General features: G+C 59.7%; 15 protein-coding genes. 6 read left to right on the top strand and 9 right to left on the bottom strand.

The features are described 5' to 3' along the window. Positions 1-49 precede the first annotated feature (49 nt). Both GBC55_RS22000 and ppnN read right to left on the bottom strand, forming a co-directional pair. A complete protein-coding gene (locus tag GBC55_RS22000) occupies positions 50-490 on the bottom strand; it encodes an NUDIX domain-containing protein (protein WP_162439212.1) in 441 nt (146 codons plus the stop codon). Positions 491-569: 79 nt separating this feature from the next. Beyond that, a complete protein-coding gene (gene ppnN, locus GBC55_RS21995; RefSeq protein ID WP_162439213.1) occupies positions 570-1,943 on the bottom strand; it encodes a nucleotide 5'-monophosphate nucleosidase PpnN in 1,374 nt (457 codons plus the stop codon). Between the two features lie 228 nt (positions 1,944-2,171). Between ppnN and GBC55_RS21990 the strand changes: the two genes are divergently transcribed. Both GBC55_RS21990 and GBC55_RS21985 read left to right on the top strand, forming a co-directional pair. Next, positions 2,172-2,702, top strand: coding sequence for a DUF3087 domain-containing protein (locus GBC55_RS21990; protein WP_162439214.1), 531 nt, complete (start codon positions 2,172-2,174; stop codon positions 2,700-2,702). Positions 2,703-2,718: 16 nt separating this feature from the next. After that, on the top strand, positions 2,719-4,296 hold the full coding sequence (locus GBC55_RS21985; RefSeq protein ID WP_162439215.1) for a sensor domain-containing diguanylate cyclase: 1,578 nt from the start codon (positions 2,719-2,721) through the stop codon (positions 4,294-4,296). Positions 4,297-4,409: 113 nt separating this feature from the next. Here GBC55_RS21985 and GBC55_RS21980 read toward each other — a convergent pair whose 3' ends face one another. Further along, positions 4,410-4,769 carry a DUF2784 domain-containing protein gene (locus GBC55_RS21980; RefSeq protein WP_162439216.1) on the bottom strand — a complete coding sequence of 120 codons (360 nt, stop codon included), beginning with the start codon at positions 4,767-4,769 and terminating at the stop codon, positions 4,410-4,412. Between the two features lie 133 nt (positions 4,770-4,902). Here GBC55_RS21980 and GBC55_RS21975 point away from each other — a divergent pair, with 133 nt between their 5' ends. From GBC55_RS21975 to GBC55_RS21965, 3 genes are all read left to right on the top strand, one after another. After that, complete coding sequence (locus tag GBC55_RS21975; RefSeq protein WP_162439217.1) at positions 4,903-5,604, top strand: AzlC family ABC transporter permease; 702 nt, start codon at positions 4,903-4,905, stop codon at positions 5,602-5,604. Further along, complete coding sequence (locus GBC55_RS21970; protein WP_162439235.1) at positions 5,604-5,915, top strand: AzlD domain-containing protein; 312 nt, start codon at positions 5,604-5,606, stop codon at positions 5,913-5,915. The genes GBC55_RS21975 and GBC55_RS21970 overlap by 1 nt, the downstream gene beginning before the upstream one ends. Before the next feature lie 66 nt (positions 5,916-5,981). Next, a complete protein-coding gene (locus GBC55_RS21965; protein ID WP_178114319.1) occupies positions 5,982-6,152 on the top strand; it encodes a hypothetical protein in 171 nt (56 codons plus the stop codon). A 143-nt stretch (positions 6,153-6,295) separates the two neighbouring features. Here the strand turns inward: GBC55_RS21965 and GBC55_RS21960 are convergent, their stop codons facing one another. The 5 genes from GBC55_RS21960 to GBC55_RS21940 all read right to left on the bottom strand — a co-directional run bounded on the left by GBC55_RS21960 (position 6,296) and on the right by GBC55_RS21940 (position 13,057). After that, the gene (locus tag GBC55_RS21960; RefSeq protein WP_162439236.1) at positions 6,296-6,568 is read right to left on the bottom strand and encodes a hypothetical protein; all 273 of its coding nucleotides are present in this window, start codon (positions 6,566-6,568) and stop codon (positions 6,296-6,298) included. A gap of 264 nt (positions 6,569-6,832) precedes the next feature. Then, positions 6,833-7,513, bottom strand: coding sequence for an SOS response-associated peptidase family protein (locus GBC55_RS21955; RefSeq protein ID WP_162439218.1), 681 nt, complete (start codon positions 7,511-7,513; stop codon positions 6,833-6,835). Between the two features lie 527 nt (positions 7,514-8,040). Further along, the gene (locus GBC55_RS21950) at positions 8,041-10,221 is read right to left on the bottom strand and encodes a TonB-dependent siderophore receptor (protein WP_162439219.1); all 2,181 of its coding nucleotides are present in this window, start codon (positions 10,219-10,221) and stop codon (positions 8,041-8,043) included. Between the two features lie 94 nt (positions 10,222-10,315). After that, complete coding sequence (gene yghX / locus GBC55_RS21945; protein WP_162439220.1) at positions 10,316-11,203, bottom strand: YghX family hydrolase; 888 nt, start codon at positions 11,201-11,203, stop codon at positions 10,316-10,318. Between the two features lie 90 nt (positions 11,204-11,293). Next, complete coding sequence (locus GBC55_RS21940; RefSeq protein WP_162439221.1) at positions 11,294-13,057, bottom strand: L-lactate permease; 1,764 nt, start codon at positions 13,055-13,057, stop codon at positions 11,294-11,296. A 193-nt stretch (positions 13,058-13,250) separates the two neighbouring features. Here GBC55_RS21940 and GBC55_RS21935 point away from each other — a divergent pair, with 193 nt between their 5' ends. Continuing rightward, positions 13,251-13,487 (top strand): hypothetical protein, encoded by a 237-nt coding sequence (locus GBC55_RS21935; RefSeq protein ID WP_162439222.1) that lies wholly within the window; start codon positions 13,251-13,253, stop codon positions 13,485-13,487. A gap of 150 nt (positions 13,488-13,637) precedes the next feature. Here the strand turns inward: GBC55_RS21935 and GBC55_RS21930 are convergent. After that, positions 13,638-14,272: aldehyde dehydrogenase family protein (locus GBC55_RS21930; protein ID WP_162438288.1), on the bottom strand; the 635-nt coding region annotated here is incomplete at its 5' end.

Raw genomic sequence — 14,272 nt, 5'->3', positions numbered from 1 at the left:
CGGTCAGCGAACGTCGGCGTTGCGCGTTACGGAGTGGAGCGTAGCGGGATCACGCGTTTTCGATCATCTCGATCAACCGCTCCGGCCACACCGTTTCAGCGGTCTGCTCCAACTCGCCGACTGACCACCATTTGTGCTCGGTCATCACTCGCGCCTCATCCACGGTCCAGCCATCACGGGTCAGTTGCTCACCCGCCGCGCGAACGACGAAGTAGTGTTCCACGGACAACACCGTCTCGCCGTTGGGCAGCATCATCGTGAAATTGCGCTCGGCCACGCAGGTGCCCACGTTGTCGACCTGCAATCCGGTTTCCTCCAGCAGTTCGCGGACCGCCGTTTCTTCAAAGCTTTCACCATCCTCGACCCCGCCGCCTGGCGTGGCCCAATAATCGCGGCCATCCAGGGCATCGCCCTTGTGCTGGAAGCGAAACAGAAGCACCTCGTTCTGCGGGTTTATCACCAGGAGTCGTGCAGCATTACGTTGGCGCATCGTGATTTCTCTTTCCATAGAAGGCAGCGAGCCGAAGCAAAAGCTTCGGCTCGCAAGTACACATTGTACTTTAGGTTATTTACGCAACCACTTGATAACACGGAACATATGCAGCGCCGCCGGGCAGTTTCATCCGGTGCTGGGCGACGAATGCCTTGAGCAGTTTATCCAGTGGCTGCATCACCGCCGCGTCGCCGCGGATCTGATACGGCCCGTGTTCTTCGATCAGGCGGATGCCCTTGTCCTTGACGTTGCCGGCGACGATCCCGGAGAACGCGCGGCGCAGGTTGGCGGCCAGTTCATGGGCGGGCAGATCACGGCGCAGTATCAGGTTGGCCATGTTCTCGTGGGTCGGATCGAACGGGCGCTGCAGGCTTTCGTCGATTTTCAGCAGCCAGTTGAAATGGAAGGCGTCGTTGCGCTCGCGGCGGAACTGTTTGACCTCCTTGAGCCCTTTGGTCATCTGGCGGGCCACTTCGGCCGGGTCATCGATGATGATTTCGTAATGCTTTTTCGCCGCTTCACCCAAGGTGGCGCCAACGAACGCGTCCAGCTGCTCCAGGTAAGGCGCGGCATGCTTCGGTCCGGTGAGGATGACCGGGAAGGGCAGGCCTTCGTTGTCCGGGTGCATCAGGATGCCGAGCAGGTACAGGAACTCTTCCGCCGTACCGGCACCGCCCGGGAAGATGATGATGCCGTGGCCGACGCGCACGAACGCTTCCAGGCGTTTTTCGATGTCCGGCAAAATCACCAGCTCGTTGACGATCGGGTTCGGTGCTTCCGCCGCGATGATGCCGGGCTCGGTCAAACCAAGGTAGCGGCCGCCGTGAATGCGCTGCTTGGCGTGGGCGATGGTCGCGCCTTTCATCGGGCCTTTCATCACACCGGGGCCGCAACCGGTGCAGATATCCAGGCTGCGCAGGCCCAGTTCATGGCCGACTTCCTTGGTGTATTTGTACTCCTCGGTGTTGATCGAGTGGCCGCCCCAGCAGACAACGATTTTCGGTTCGATACCGGGCCGCAAGGTGCGGGCGTTGCGCAGCAGGTGGAACACGTAATCGCTGATGCCCTGGGAATTGCTCAGGTCGATACGCTGGCTGTCGAGTTCGTTTTCGGTGTAGACGATGTCGCGCAGGGCGCTGAAGAGCATTTCCCGGGTGCTGGCGATCATTTCGCCGTCGACGAAGGCGTTGGCCGGGGCGTTCAGCAGTTCGAGGCGTACGCCGCGGTCCTGCTGGTGAATGCGGATTTCGAAGTCCTTGTAGGCTTCCAGAATGGTCTTGGCGTTATCAACATGGGCGCCAGTATTGAGGATGGCCAGGGCGCATTGGCGAAACAAGGTGTAGGTGCTGCCGGATCCGGCTTCGCTCAGTTGCTGTACTTCCCGCTGAGAAAGGGTTTCCAGGCTGCCTTTTGGGCTGACAGAGGCATTGATTACATGGCGTTGGGTCATTCAATGATCCTTAAAACGATGTCACTCACACGGGGATCGGCAAATGGCATCCGAATAGTGTGTATCCATTAAAGAAGATGGCACGAACTGCGCAGTATCGCCACGTTGCCCTTTGACGATGAAAAGATGAAAAGGAGCTCCAGCATAGCTAAATCTGCCGGGGAGGCGATAATGCCCCGCAGTTTTATCACCGAGTCTCTTTCCCTTGATCCAAGGAACCCCGCCGCAATGTTTGAAATTCAGCCGATAAATGCCCAGACCTATCGACAACAGACGCGGCGCAGCACGGTCATTATTGCCCTGACGTTCCTGGCGCTGGCGATGGTGCTGTCCACCGCCGCTGTGGCGCTGTTCGGCGAGCCCGGCGGCGACAACCTGCGGTTCAACGTTGGCGGCGTGTTCGTGGCAGTGCTGTTGATGGTTGCATTGATGCGCGGCTATTTCTGGAACCAGCCGTGGATGGCATCGGCCGTATACGGCTGGCAGCTCAAGCGTAGCCTGATGAGCGTCACCAACGTCATGCACCAGGTGACGGCCGCGGTGGAGCGCGACGATCCTCGCGCCATGAAGTTGCTACGCTTCTACCATCTGGGGTTGAGCCAGATGCATGAGCTGGACGGCAATTCCAGCGACCATGGTCAGTTGCATCGCGAGATTGACCTGCACAAAACGCGAATGGAAGCGCTAGGCATTGATACCGACCAGACGCGACTGGATCCCGCCTGGCTGGACGCCGTCAAGCAAACGCCGAAATCATAAGTAATCAGGGAATGATATGGGTCAGCTGTCCATTAACGAACGCATCGAAAACGCCAGGCTCGCCACGCCGTTGAACGGTGAGCGGCCCGTGTCCAGGCTCAAGGTCCGGTCCGTGGTCTTTCTGCTCGTCGCGGTCTGTCTGTCGATGACGATTATTGTCATCTGGGAAGCCTGGAGTTCGCGTCAGTACCATCTGCGGGACAAGGAAGTGGCAATGTCCAACCTTGCGCAGACCCTGGCGTGGCAAGCCCAGGCGTCGATCAAGCAAGCGGACACGCTGCTGTTGACCCTGGTCGAGCGCCTGGAAAACGAAGGTGTCGAATCCGCGCGCCTGCCGAGGATGCAACGGCTGCTCAGTGTGCAGCGCTCGGAGTTGAGCCAGTTGCATGGCTTGTTCGTCTACGACGCGACGGGGCAGTGGATCGCCAATTCCAACGGCGCCCTGGTGCCCAATTCCAATAATGCCGACCGTGAATATTTCATTTTTCATCGGGATCATCCCGACCTGGGGCCGCACATTGGCCCGTCGATCAAGAGTCGTTCGAGCGGCGAATGGATCATGACCGTGTCGCGCCGCGTCAATCATCCGGACGGCAGCTTTGCCGGCGTGGCGCTGGCAACGATCTACCTGAATCATTTTCTCGGGCTCTACGACAGCATCGACATGGGCCGCAACGGCGTCATCAACCTGATCGCCGACAACGCGACCATCGTCGTGCGCCGGCCATTCAATGACGCAGAAATCGGCACCAGCGTTGCCAATGGACCGCTGTTTACCCAATTACTGCCCAAGGGCAACTCAGGCACGGCCAGGGTCAAGTCGATCGTTGACGGTGTGGAACGCGTGGTGGGATTCCGCCGGGTCGAGGGTTACCCGCTGGTCATTTTTACCGCGCTAGACAAAGATGAAGTCCTCACCAGCTGGCGCGACGAATCCCTGCTCAGTGCCGGCATTGTCGCGTTGCTGCTGAGTTTTCTCGGGGTCCTGGGCTATCGCCTGATCCGGCTGATGAGGCAGCAGAATCACATCCAGAGCGTCTTGCTGGATGCTCAGGAAAAGCTGCTTGAGGTCAACCATGGGCTGGAGTTGCTGGCGCTGGAGGATGCCCTGACCGGATTGTCCAACCGGCGGCAGTTCGATCTGTTCATCCTGGCCGAGATGGGCCGTGCCCGGCGCACCCAGACTCACCTGGCGTTGCTGATGATCGATGTCGACCACTTCAAGCGCTTCAATGACCTGTACGGCCATGTGGCGGGCGACCTCTGTTTGCGCAAGATCAGCGCAATCATTCGCGACAACATCAAGCGCCCCGGTGACCTGGCTGCCCGCTACGGTGGCGAGGAGTTCACCGTGGTGTTGCCCGGTACCGACTATGTGGGCGCGTTCCTGATCGCGGAAAAAATCCGTAACGCTGTCAAGGAGGCCGGTATCGAGCACAGTGAAGGGGTCGAGGGCACGGTCACGGTCAGCATCGGTGTCTGCGCTTACAACACCGCCTCGCAGGATCAACCCGATGACCTGGTGCGCGCTGCGGACAAGGCGTTGTACGTGGCCAAGGCCAGCGGCAGGAACATGAGCGTCATTGCCAACTGAGGTCAGACGAAGCGGTCGTTGCCAGCCCACGGTCAAGCCATCGCCCTGGGCGAGAATGTTCTTGCCCAGGGGCCGGAGCGCCAGGGCTCAACTTCCTCGGATGATCTGTTGATTCAATGGGCGCGTCGCCACACTCGAAAATAGACCCCAACGTTGATCACCAGCACCACCGCGCCGAGCCCCAGCTGAATCGCGGGGGTGAGGCCGGCGGGGTAGATCACCGGCCACACGTAATGTTCGATGAAGCCGCCACCGTAACCGGTTTGCCCGGCTGCCAGGCGCATGCGGTTTTCCCATTCCGTCAGCGGGCAGATCAGGTGGAAGACTTCCACCGAGACACCCCAGGCAGCGGCGGGCAGGTGCCACCAGATCAGGGGGCGCCACTTGAGCACCAGCAGCCCGCCAAACAGCACGAACAGGATGAACATCAGGTGGAACAGCACCAGCCCGTCGGCAGCGATTCGATACAGCATGTCGACTCCGTGAAATGTCAGGCGAGCAGTGGGCGTAGGGATTCGTGCACCCTTCAACGAATGACAAATTTTTAAAGCCATCGGCGATGAGTGCTGGCAAAGTCTGACATCTTTTTTTTCGGTCAAGAGCGTTATGTCCAACTCACACCTGCCCCGCAGCGCATTTTTGCGCGGCGCTGTGGCGATCCTGCCGTTATCCCTGGCGACCGCGCCTTGGGGGCTGCTGGCAGGCTCCATGGCGATTGAAGCGAATCTCACACCTCTGCAAGGCCAGGCGCTGTCCGGCATTGTGTTTGCCGGCGCCGCGCAATTGGTTGCCATTGGCATGCTCAAGGGCGGTGCCGGGATCTTTTCGATTCTGCTGACCACGTTGTTGCTGACGTCGCAACATTTGCTCTATGGCATGAGCCTGCGCTCGGTGATCTCGCCTTTGCCGGGTCGCTGGCGGGTGGGGTTGGGTTTTTTGCTTACCGATGAGCTGTTCGCCCTGACCAGCCAGTATGACAAGCAGCAATTCAATCGTTGGTACGCGCTGGGTGTCGGGCTGACGTTCTACATCGCCTGGAACCTCTTCACGCTGGCCGGCATCGTGCTCGGCAGCAGCATTCCGGGGCTTGAGCATATGGGCCTGGATTTCTCCATCGCGGCGACCTTCATCGCATTGATCACACCCGTGGTGCGCAACGTGCCGACGGTGGCCTGCGTGGCGGTCTCGTTGTTCTGCTCGGTGCTGTTCAGCTACTGGCAATTGGGCTCGGCGCTGGTCCTGGCGGGACTGGCGGGGATGACCGCAGGGTTTCTCTGCAACAAATTCTATGTGAGGCAAGCAGCATGATGGTCTGGGCGGTGATTTTCGGGATGGGCGCGTTGGTGTTTCTCAACCGCTACGTGTTTCTCGAGCCACGGCTGCCGGTGCGCCTGAGCAGTAATGTCCGGCAATTCCTGGGGTTCGCTGTGCCCGGCATGTTGACGGCGATCTGCGGGCCGATCGTATTCATGCCCGACAGGCAACTGAACCTGCAGTGGGACAATCCGTACCTGATCAGCTCGTTGGTGGCCGTTGCGCTGGTGATTTACACCCGCAACACGCTGCTGAGCATGTTGTTGAGCATGGCGTTTTTCTTCTTGCTGCGTTGGTGGCTGTGAGCCAGATGCCGGAATGTGTTCTACGCTGAAACCTGATGACTGATCCCTTCAGGAAGAGAGGTGAACATGGCAAATGATCCCAAGCATCCAGGCTCGGATAATGGCGTGAATGAAGACACGGATGAACCAACGGAAGAAGAGATTCAGCGCCAGCGACGTTCTTCGCCGGACTGGAAGCATCCCGACGATGGTAAAGAATTGTCGGACCGCGACAGAGAGTTCCCTCTAAAACCTTAATCAGGTCAAAAGATCGTCCGCACGCGGCCCGAGCCTTCGGCATCTCTCACGATCCATGTGAGCCGCCGGAGGCTGCGATCTTTTGATCTTGATCTGCTGATTTTTTGCGGTCACGACGAATAAGCAAACCCTGTCGAGTCGCCTCAAACATCTTCCACAAGCAGCTCATCAGGGTGTGCCGCTCGATAACCCAACGTCTTGTCGATCCAGGCATTCAGTTCATTGACCATCACCGGATGTTTACCCGGATAGTTGCGCAAGGCGGCGCGCAGGGCCGCTTCAATAGCGGGTATTGAGTGCAGGTTTCGGGTGTTGATGTATTGCCCGATAAAACAATCGAGTGCATAGCGTTCAGTGGTCGAAAGAAAAACACACTCCAGACCACCAGGTACATTGGTAGATAAATCGTCGCGCAACTTAATTCTCTGCAAGGCTTGAGTTTCAGGGGCTCCTTTTTCGCTTGTTGACTCTTCGGTCAATCAAGCTGAGGCCATGGGAATGGCGGCGCGCATGCTAGCGGCAGTCGTCTCAAATGTATGTATGACAATCGAAATGTCAGACAGGCGGTGGAGGCGGCAAACTGCCACTTTTTCCAGGCAGTGTTTCCTGGATGAAACAGTGAGTGTAACGATTTAACTTATCGGCCTGTCTATACAACTAAGACTGATTCGTTGAAGTGTTCAAGCAACTTTCTCAATTAACGCCGCCCCCTGGTTTCTTGAATTGCCGACGGCTTTGTCCACCTTGTGCCACTCGAAAACGTCACTGCTTTCACCTTGCATCAGCGCTATCTGTTCTGCGCGTTCCCTCGGGGTCGCAGGATCAAGCCACTCCCGCGCAAGTTCGGGTGACAATACGATCGGGCGCCGGTCATGGATGTCGAGCATGCCGCCAGCGCTGTCCGCCGTGACAATAACGAATCCGTCATCCGCCCGCGGCTCGGCGCCTCGGCTGGGGAACTGGCCGATGGCGGCGCAGAAAACCGGTTCGCGGTCTTTGCGGCGGATGAGCCAGGGCTGCTTCGTCTTGTCCGTGGCCTCCACCCATTCGAACCAGTTGTCGATCGGCACAATCGCCCGGTGCGGCCAGATCGCCCGAAAGAAAGGCCCAAGGGCGACTTTTTCAACACGCGCATTGATCGGCGGCGGGCGATCCTTGGCCCAGTGCGGGCGCCATCCCCAACGAACCGTGTCGGCGTGCAGACCGTCGTCTTCCAGATGCAGCAGGGCGAGTTGGGTGGTAGGCGCGGCGTTGTAGCGGGCCAGCGGCTCATCACCGACGTGATTGATCATCGCGTCTGGAATGCTCAGCGCGGCGACGAAATCGTGAATACCCCGGTATTGCGACAAACGTCCGCACATTGGGTGATCCTCGGTTGGATAGTTTCAGCATAGGTGCAGATTGTCGCAATGCCGCCGGAGCAGGTCGTGTCAGGCGACCTCGATGCTGAATGTCCCACCGCTATCGCGAGCAAGCCCGCTCCCACAGGGGAACTGAGCTGGACGCAGATCCAGTGCTCACCGCCGATCAAAATGTAGGAGTGAGCCTGCTCGCGATGGGGCCGTGTCAGGCGACTTCGATGTTGAATTTCCTACCGCTATCGCGAGCAGGCTCACTCCTACAGAGGATCGTCGGCGAATCTGGCCTTTGTGTGCACCATCGATCAACTGTGGGAGCTGGGCTTGCCCGCGATGGCGGTGTGTCAGGCATGCAGGTAGTGGCTGGACGGGCGATATCGCGAGCAAGCTCGGCTCCCACAGGGATTTGCATTGAACAAAGATTTTTGTCCTCAACCGATCCCCTGTGGGAGTGAGCCTGCTCGCGATGACGCCGTGTCAGGTAACGAAGATGCTGGATATGCCACCGCCTCCAACACCATGCTCCCGGATCAGAAGTTGATCGAAGCACTCAGCCGTGCGGTCAGTGGCGCGCCCTGGAACACATAGTCATCCCCCATGTATTCACCCGCATCGCGCCAATAGCGCTTATCAAACAGGTTGTCCACGCTCAGCCGGAACACCGTCTCATAGCCGTCGATGCGCGTACTGAAGCGACTCCCCACGTTGAAGATCGCATACGCCCCCGTCTCGACTTCACCCACCTGACTGGCGTACTTGCTGGCGCTGTACTGCACGCCGCCCAGCACTGCCAGACCCTCGACCCACGGCAGCGCATAATCCCCATAAAGGCTGGCACGCATCGTCGGCACATTGATCGTCTGGTGGCCTTCATAAGCAGGCGTACCGGTACCGGTCACCCGCGATCGAATCGCCGCAACGCTGGCGCTGATCTGCAGGCGCTGCGTGGCCCAACCGTTGGCCGAGAGTTCCAGCCCGGTGTTTTTCTGTTCGCCCTGTTGGGCAAAGGTAAAGGTGCCGTCGTCATTCGGCCGGGCGTATTGGTAGTCCTGACGAATCTGGAACAGCGCCGCGCCCAGGGTCATGCGCTGCCAGTCGTACTTGATCCCTGCCTCGATCTGCCGGGAAACCGTTGGCGCCAGGATCTCGAACGCGTTGGTAGTGAACCAGGCCGCTTCGCCGCCCAGGGACAGCCCTTTGCTGTAACGGGTATACAACGACAGGTTGTGCACCGGCTTGTAGATCAGCGCGGCCTGGGGCAGGAATTCATACCGCTGGGTATGGCGCGTGGTGTCGCCCTGGCTGTCGAAGGTTTCTTCATCCAGTCGCACTTCGCGTCCGCCCAGCACGGTTTGCCAGCGTTCGTTGAAACTGATCCGGTCATTGAAAAACACTCCGTACTGGCGACTGTCCAGACGGCGGAAGGAATCGTTGAGTGGTCCGTCGTAGCGGGCGAAGTCTTCCGGTTCGCGGTCGATGTTGCCGCTGCCGATCATCACGTTGATCGGGTCGCGTTTATCCACCACCCGGCGAAATGCACTGGTACCAACAGTCAGTTCGTGCCCGAGGCCGGCCGTGTCGAAACGCCCGCTGAGTGTCGCCTGGACCTCGTCATTGCGGCGGGTGTCGTCGGGGCTGCGGAAATCATAGATGTCGTAGTCGCCTTCGGGGCTGAAGTAGTTCGGCACCGCGGCGTCGGCGCAACTGGCGGCGCCGTAGCAGCCCCAGGCGAAAGAACTGTAATCGTCGATCACCACTCGGCTGCGCGACGCGCTGAGGTTGCCTTTCCAGTCGTCGCTGAAACGGTATTCGAAGTTGCCGTTGAGGTTCAGCGCATCGGTGGTGACCGGCCTGGAACCGCTCTGGTGAGCCAGCAGTTTTTTCGGTGAGGCGTGGTGCGGCAGCGTCGTGCCACCGAGTAGCTGGTAGCCCGGTGCCGAGCGCTGTTCCTTGGTCTGGTATTCCGCGTCCAGTTGCAGGAGCGCGTCAGGGCTGATGTTCCAGTCAAACGCCAGGGAGGCGAAATCCCGCTGGCCGTTGGTGTGTTCGACATACGAATGAATGTCTTCATGGGCGAGGTTGGCGCGCAGTCCGAACTGCTGCTCGCTGCCGAAGAAACCGCCGACATCGGTGGCCAGGTAGCCGCTGCCCCGATCATCCGTCGACACGGTTACCGAACGCACATCGGTGGGGCGTTTGGTCACGTAGTTGACCAGTCCGCCCGGTTCGGAGACGCCACTTTCCAGGCCGGAAAGCCCCTTGAGCAACTCCACCTGTTGTTTGTTTTCCAGCCCGACGTTCTGTTCGCCAGTGATGGTGCGCCCGTTGATCTTGTAGCTACTGGCGGAATTCAACGAGAAGCCGCGCACCACGAAGTTTTCGTAGTAGCCGACCGGCGCGTAGCTCTGGCCGACCGATGCATCGTTGCGCAGCACTTCGCTGAGCAGGCGGGCCTGTTGATCCTTGATCAGGGCGTCGTTGAAAACCGAAATCGACGCCGGCGTGTCAAGCAAGGGGGCGGCATCGAAACCAATGACCGATGCGCTGTCGGCTTGATAGCCGGAGGTGTCTTCGCCGGTGACGGTCAGCGCCGGCAGCTCGGTTTCGGCGGCCAGGGCGGTGTTGGCCGAGAGCAGGCCCAGAGTGAAGCAGTTGAGCGCGAACCGCGGAGCGGACATTCCCTTGTGACGTGTCCGGTAATGCCTGCCCATGAAAACTCCTCGATGAATGACCCGCGCTAAAAGCGCGCCATCATACAGAGGACGTATCGGGATCGGGATGTGTTAGTGCGTCGTCGCATTGCTTTTAAACCAGATAACGCCGAAACCACGCCAGTGTGCGGTCCCACGCCAGCTTCGCCGCCGCCTCGTCGTAGCGGGGTGTCGAGTCGTTATGAAAGCCGTGGTTGGCGCCGGGGTAGATGTACGCCTCGTACGTCTTGCCCGCAGCTTTCAGCGCCTGCTCATACGCGGGCCAGCCTTCGTTGATGCGCGTGTCCAGTTCGCCGTAGTGAAGCATCACCGGGGCCTTGATCCGGGGCACGTCCTTTGCCTCAGGCTGGCGACCGTAGAAAGACACGGCGGCGCCCAGTTCCGGATAAGCCACGGCCGCCGCATTGGCGACCCCGCCGCCGTAGCAGAAACCGGTGATACCGACTTTCCCGGTGCCCATGTCGTGCTTCATCAGCCACTCGATGGCCGCGAAAAAATCATTCATGAGCTTTTCCGGATCGACCGTGGCTTGCAGCTCGCGCCCCTTGTCATCGTTGCCTGGATAGCCACCCACGGACGTCAGTCCATCGGGGGCGAGGGCGATGAAACCGGCCTTGGCCACACGCCGGGCGACGTCTTCGATGTAAGGGTTGAGCCCGCGATTTTCATGCACGACCACCACCGCCGGCACCTTGCCTGTGACCTTCGCCGGTCTGACCTGATAGGCACGAACCTGGCCGTTACCCTTGGGCGAAGGGTAGGTGATGTACTCGGCGACGATGTCCGGGTCGGTGAATTCCACTTGCTCGGCGAGGGCGTAGTTCGGGCTCAGGGCAGTCAGCAGGGCGCTGGCAGTCAAACCACCGAGGGTGAACAGCGCCGCACGGTCCAGAAATTCGCGCCGATTGATCTTGCCGTGAGCGTAGTAGTCATAGAGTTCGAGCAATTGCGGGGAAAAGTCTTTCGCAGTGAGACGCGTCATCGGTCTACCTCCTGTTGGCTGATTTCTTAATCGCAACACTGCACCTGTGGCGAGGGAGCAAGCTCCCTCGCCACAGGTCTTGATTGAATGTCAGTGCCCTCCGACGACCATATGGCTGAACGGCGCGACATACGCCTGCAAGGTCACCAACCCGCCGACCAGAATCGCCAGGACAATCGAATGGAAAAACACGTAGCGCAGAATTTCCCCTTCATGCCCATACCAGCGTGTTGCCGTGGACGCCACGACGATCGACTGGGCATCGACCATCTTGCCCATGACCCCACCGGAACTGTTGGCTGCGGCCATCAATACCGGACTGATCCCCAGTTGTTCGGCGGTGACGCGCTGCAAGCCACCAAAGAGCACGTTTGACGCCGTGTCCGAGCCCGTCAGCGCCACGCCGAGCCAGCCGAGGAGGGTGCCGAACATCGGGTAGAAAATGCCCGTCGCCGCGAAGGCCAGGCCCATGGTTGCGTCCAGACCGGAATAGCGGGTGAGGTAGCCCAGCGCAAGCATCGCCGCGATGGTGATCAGCGAATAGCGCACCACCCACAACGTTCGCACGTACTGGCTGATCAGCTGCGGGATGGAATAGCCCATCAGCAGCCCGCCGAGGATCGCTGAAAACAGGATCCCGCTCCCGGTCGCCGTGAACCAGTTGAACTTGTAGATCGCCTCCTCGGTTTTTGGTGCCGGCACCACGGGCGGCACCTTCTCGACTTGCTGGTGCAAGGTGGTGAATGTCAGGGCCGGCGAGAAGATCGGGTTCGCTTCGCGCATCGGCTTGCCCTGTGGATCAAGCTTGGCCGAGTGGGTGACCGGGTCGATGGCCGGACGGGTGTCGAACATGTTTTTGAAGCCTTGAGTGCCCCAGGGAAACACGAAGACGGTCAGGATGATCCACGGCATCCACGCGCGCATCACGGCGGGCTTGGCGTCGGTGGCAAAGGCTGCAGTGGGTTCGGGCTTCTTGTCATGCTCGGCGTCGATTTTTGAATTGTCGACACGGCCGGACAGGGCCGCAGAGGTGTGCACCGTTGCAGGTTTCCACACCTTGAGGAATCCGGCCAGGCAAGCCATGGAGATCAGCGCCGCGATCACATCCACCAGCATCGGCCCGTGGTAGTTGGACACGAGGAACTGCGGTACCGCAAAACTGACCCCGGCCACCAGGATCGCCGGCCAGACTTCGAGCATTTTGCGCCAGCCCGCGAACGCCCAGATCAACCAGAACGGCACGAGCACCGAGAAAAACGGTAGCTGCCGGCCAACCATCATCGACAGTTCCATTTCATCCAGCCCGGTCACTTTGGCCAGGGTAATGATCGGTGTGCCCAGCGCCCCGAAGGCGACCGGCGCGGTGTTGGCGATCAATGCCAGACCGGACGCGGCGAGGGGAGAAAAGCCCAGGCCGATCAGAATGGCACCGGTCACCGCCACCGGGGTCCCGAACCCGGCAGCCCCTTCGAAGAACGCACCGAAGCAAAACGCGATCAGCAGCAGTTGCAAGCGTCGGTCATCGGTAATCCGCGCCAGCGAGTCTTGCAGCACCTTGAACGAACCGTTCTCGGTGGTCAGCCGGTGCAGGAAAATAATGTTGAGCACGATCCAGCCAATCGGCAGCAAGCCATTGGCGGCACCGAACAGCGCTGCGGAGCCTGCCATGTTCGCAGGCATGCCGAAGGCAAAAATGGCGATCAGCAAGGCCGATGCCAAGGCAAGCAGTGCAGCGAGATGCGCCTTGATGTGAAAGAAAGCCAGGGACGCCAGCATCACCACGACCGGCACGGCGGCCATGATCGTGGATATGACCGGGTTGTTGAACGGATCGTAGATTTGCTGCCAAACCATGTTCCACCTCTGCTTTTTATTGTTGGACGTGCAGACCCCGAGGGGGCGGTGGCTATGAGTATAGGTGGCATTGCGCCGCTGTCAGGGCGCTGTTTTCAGGCGGTTCAGTGGGCCATTTTGGTGCGAAATGGTGAGCTAACATGAGTGCAGGGAAACACCTGACTCGGACTTCAACGACCGGAGGATTGCCGCAATGACTGAACGCCATTTGGACCATAAGGAGACGTTGTCGAACGGATGCACCATCGAGGTAAAAGCGGAAATATTGCGGGACGGCTCGTTGAAGATGTTGATCGGTGTTTACCGGCCGGACGGTTCGGTCATCTTTGAAGACCCTGATCCGAAGCCGCACCTGCTTGATATGGAAGCGGCGCTGGATTGGGGAGTGGACATTGCCAAGGGGATCGGCAACGGGCAGCGGACGTTGTGACCGTAGGGTCGCCATCGCCAGCAGGCTGGCTCCCACCTGTATTGAGTTGCCCACAGGATTGGTGTACATCCCCCGACCCTGTGGGCAGGCTTGCCACAACAGGGCCGGTCGCAACACAACCCTGTGGGAGCCAGCCTGCTGGCGATGCTTTTAGTGCTTGAACATCACATGCCGTACCACGGTGTAGTCCTCCAACCCGTACATCGACATGTCCTTCCCGTAACCGGACAATTTCTGACCGCCATGGGGCATTTCGCTGACAAGCATGAAGTGCGTGTTCACCCAGGTGCAGCCGTACTGCAGGCGCGCTGACAGGCGATGGGCACGGCCGACGTCCGAGGTCCAGACCGATGACGCCAGGCCGTAGTCCGAATCATTGGCCCAACCCAGCACCTGCGCTTCGTCGGTGAACTTCGTTACCGACACCACCGGGCCGAACACTTCGCGGCGGACGATCTCGTCATCCTGCTGCGCATCCGCCAGCACCGTCGGTTCAAAGAAGAACCCGTTGCCTTCCACGGCCTTGCCGCCGGTGATCAAACGGATGTGCGACTGCGCCACGGCGCGCTCGACGAACCCGGCCACGCGGTCGCGGTGTTGCGCGGTGATTAGCGGCCCCAGCTCGGTCGACGGATCGTCCTGCAAGCCGTACTTGATACTGCTCACCGCCTCACCGAGCTTCTCGACAAATTTCTCGTAGATGCCGGCCTGGGCGTAGATACGGCACGCGGCGGTGCAATCCTGGCCGGCGTTGTAGAAACCGAAGGTGCGAATGCCTTCCACGG

Origin of the sequence: Pseudomonas sp. TNT3, assembly GCF_010095445.2 — a bacterium.
Taxonomy (GTDB): Bacteria; Pseudomonadota; Gammaproteobacteria; order Pseudomonadales; family Pseudomonadaceae; genus Aquipseudomonas.
This window is presented reverse-complemented; position numbering and strand designations above follow the sequence as displayed.

Excerpts from the sequence above, each read along its gene's own strand:
- GBC55_RS21990 (WP_162439214.1), top strand. The coding sequence starts at position 2,172 with ATGTTTGAAATTCAGCCGATAAATGCCCAGACCTATCGACAACAGACG.
- GBC55_RS21940 (WP_162439221.1), bottom strand. The coding sequence starts at position 13,057 with ATGGTTTGGCAGCAAATCTACGATCCGTTCAACAACCCGGTCATATCC.
- GBC55_RS21965 (WP_178114319.1), top strand. The coding sequence starts at position 5,982 with ATGGCAAATGATCCCAAGCATCCAGGCTCGGATAATGGCGTGAATGAA.
- GBC55_RS22000 (WP_162439212.1), bottom strand. The coding sequence starts at position 490 with ATGCGCCAACGTAATGCTGCACGACTCCTGGTGATAAACCCGCAGAAC.
- GBC55_RS21950 (WP_162439219.1), bottom strand. The coding sequence starts at position 10,221 with ATGGGCAGGCATTACCGGACACGTCACAAGGGAATGTCCGCTCCGCGG.
- GBC55_RS21970 (WP_162439235.1), top strand. The coding sequence starts at position 5,604 with ATGGTCTGGGCGGTGATTTTCGGGATGGGCGCGTTGGTGTTTCTCAAC.
- ppnN (WP_162439213.1), bottom strand. The coding sequence starts at position 1,943 with ATGACCCAACGCCATGTAATCAATGCCTCTGTCAGCCCAAAAGGCAGC.
- GBC55_RS21955 (WP_162439218.1), bottom strand. The coding sequence starts at position 7,513 with ATGTGCGGACGTTTGTCGCAATACCGGGGTATTCACGATTTCGTCGCC.
- GBC55_RS21935 (WP_162439222.1), top strand. The coding sequence starts at position 13,251 with ATGACTGAACGCCATTTGGACCATAAGGAGACGTTGTCGAACGGATGC.
- GBC55_RS21980 (WP_162439216.1), bottom strand. The coding sequence starts at position 4,769 with ATGCTGTATCGAATCGCTGCCGACGGGCTGGTGCTGTTCCACCTGATG.
- yghX (WP_162439220.1), bottom strand. The coding sequence starts at position 11,203 with ATGACGCGTCTCACTGCGAAAGACTTTTCCCCGCAATTGCTCGAACTC.
- GBC55_RS21975 (WP_162439217.1), top strand. The coding sequence starts at position 4,903 with ATGTCCAACTCACACCTGCCCCGCAGCGCATTTTTGCGCGGCGCTGTG.
- GBC55_RS21985 (WP_162439215.1), top strand. The coding sequence starts at position 2,719 with ATGGGTCAGCTGTCCATTAACGAACGCATCGAAAACGCCAGGCTCGCC.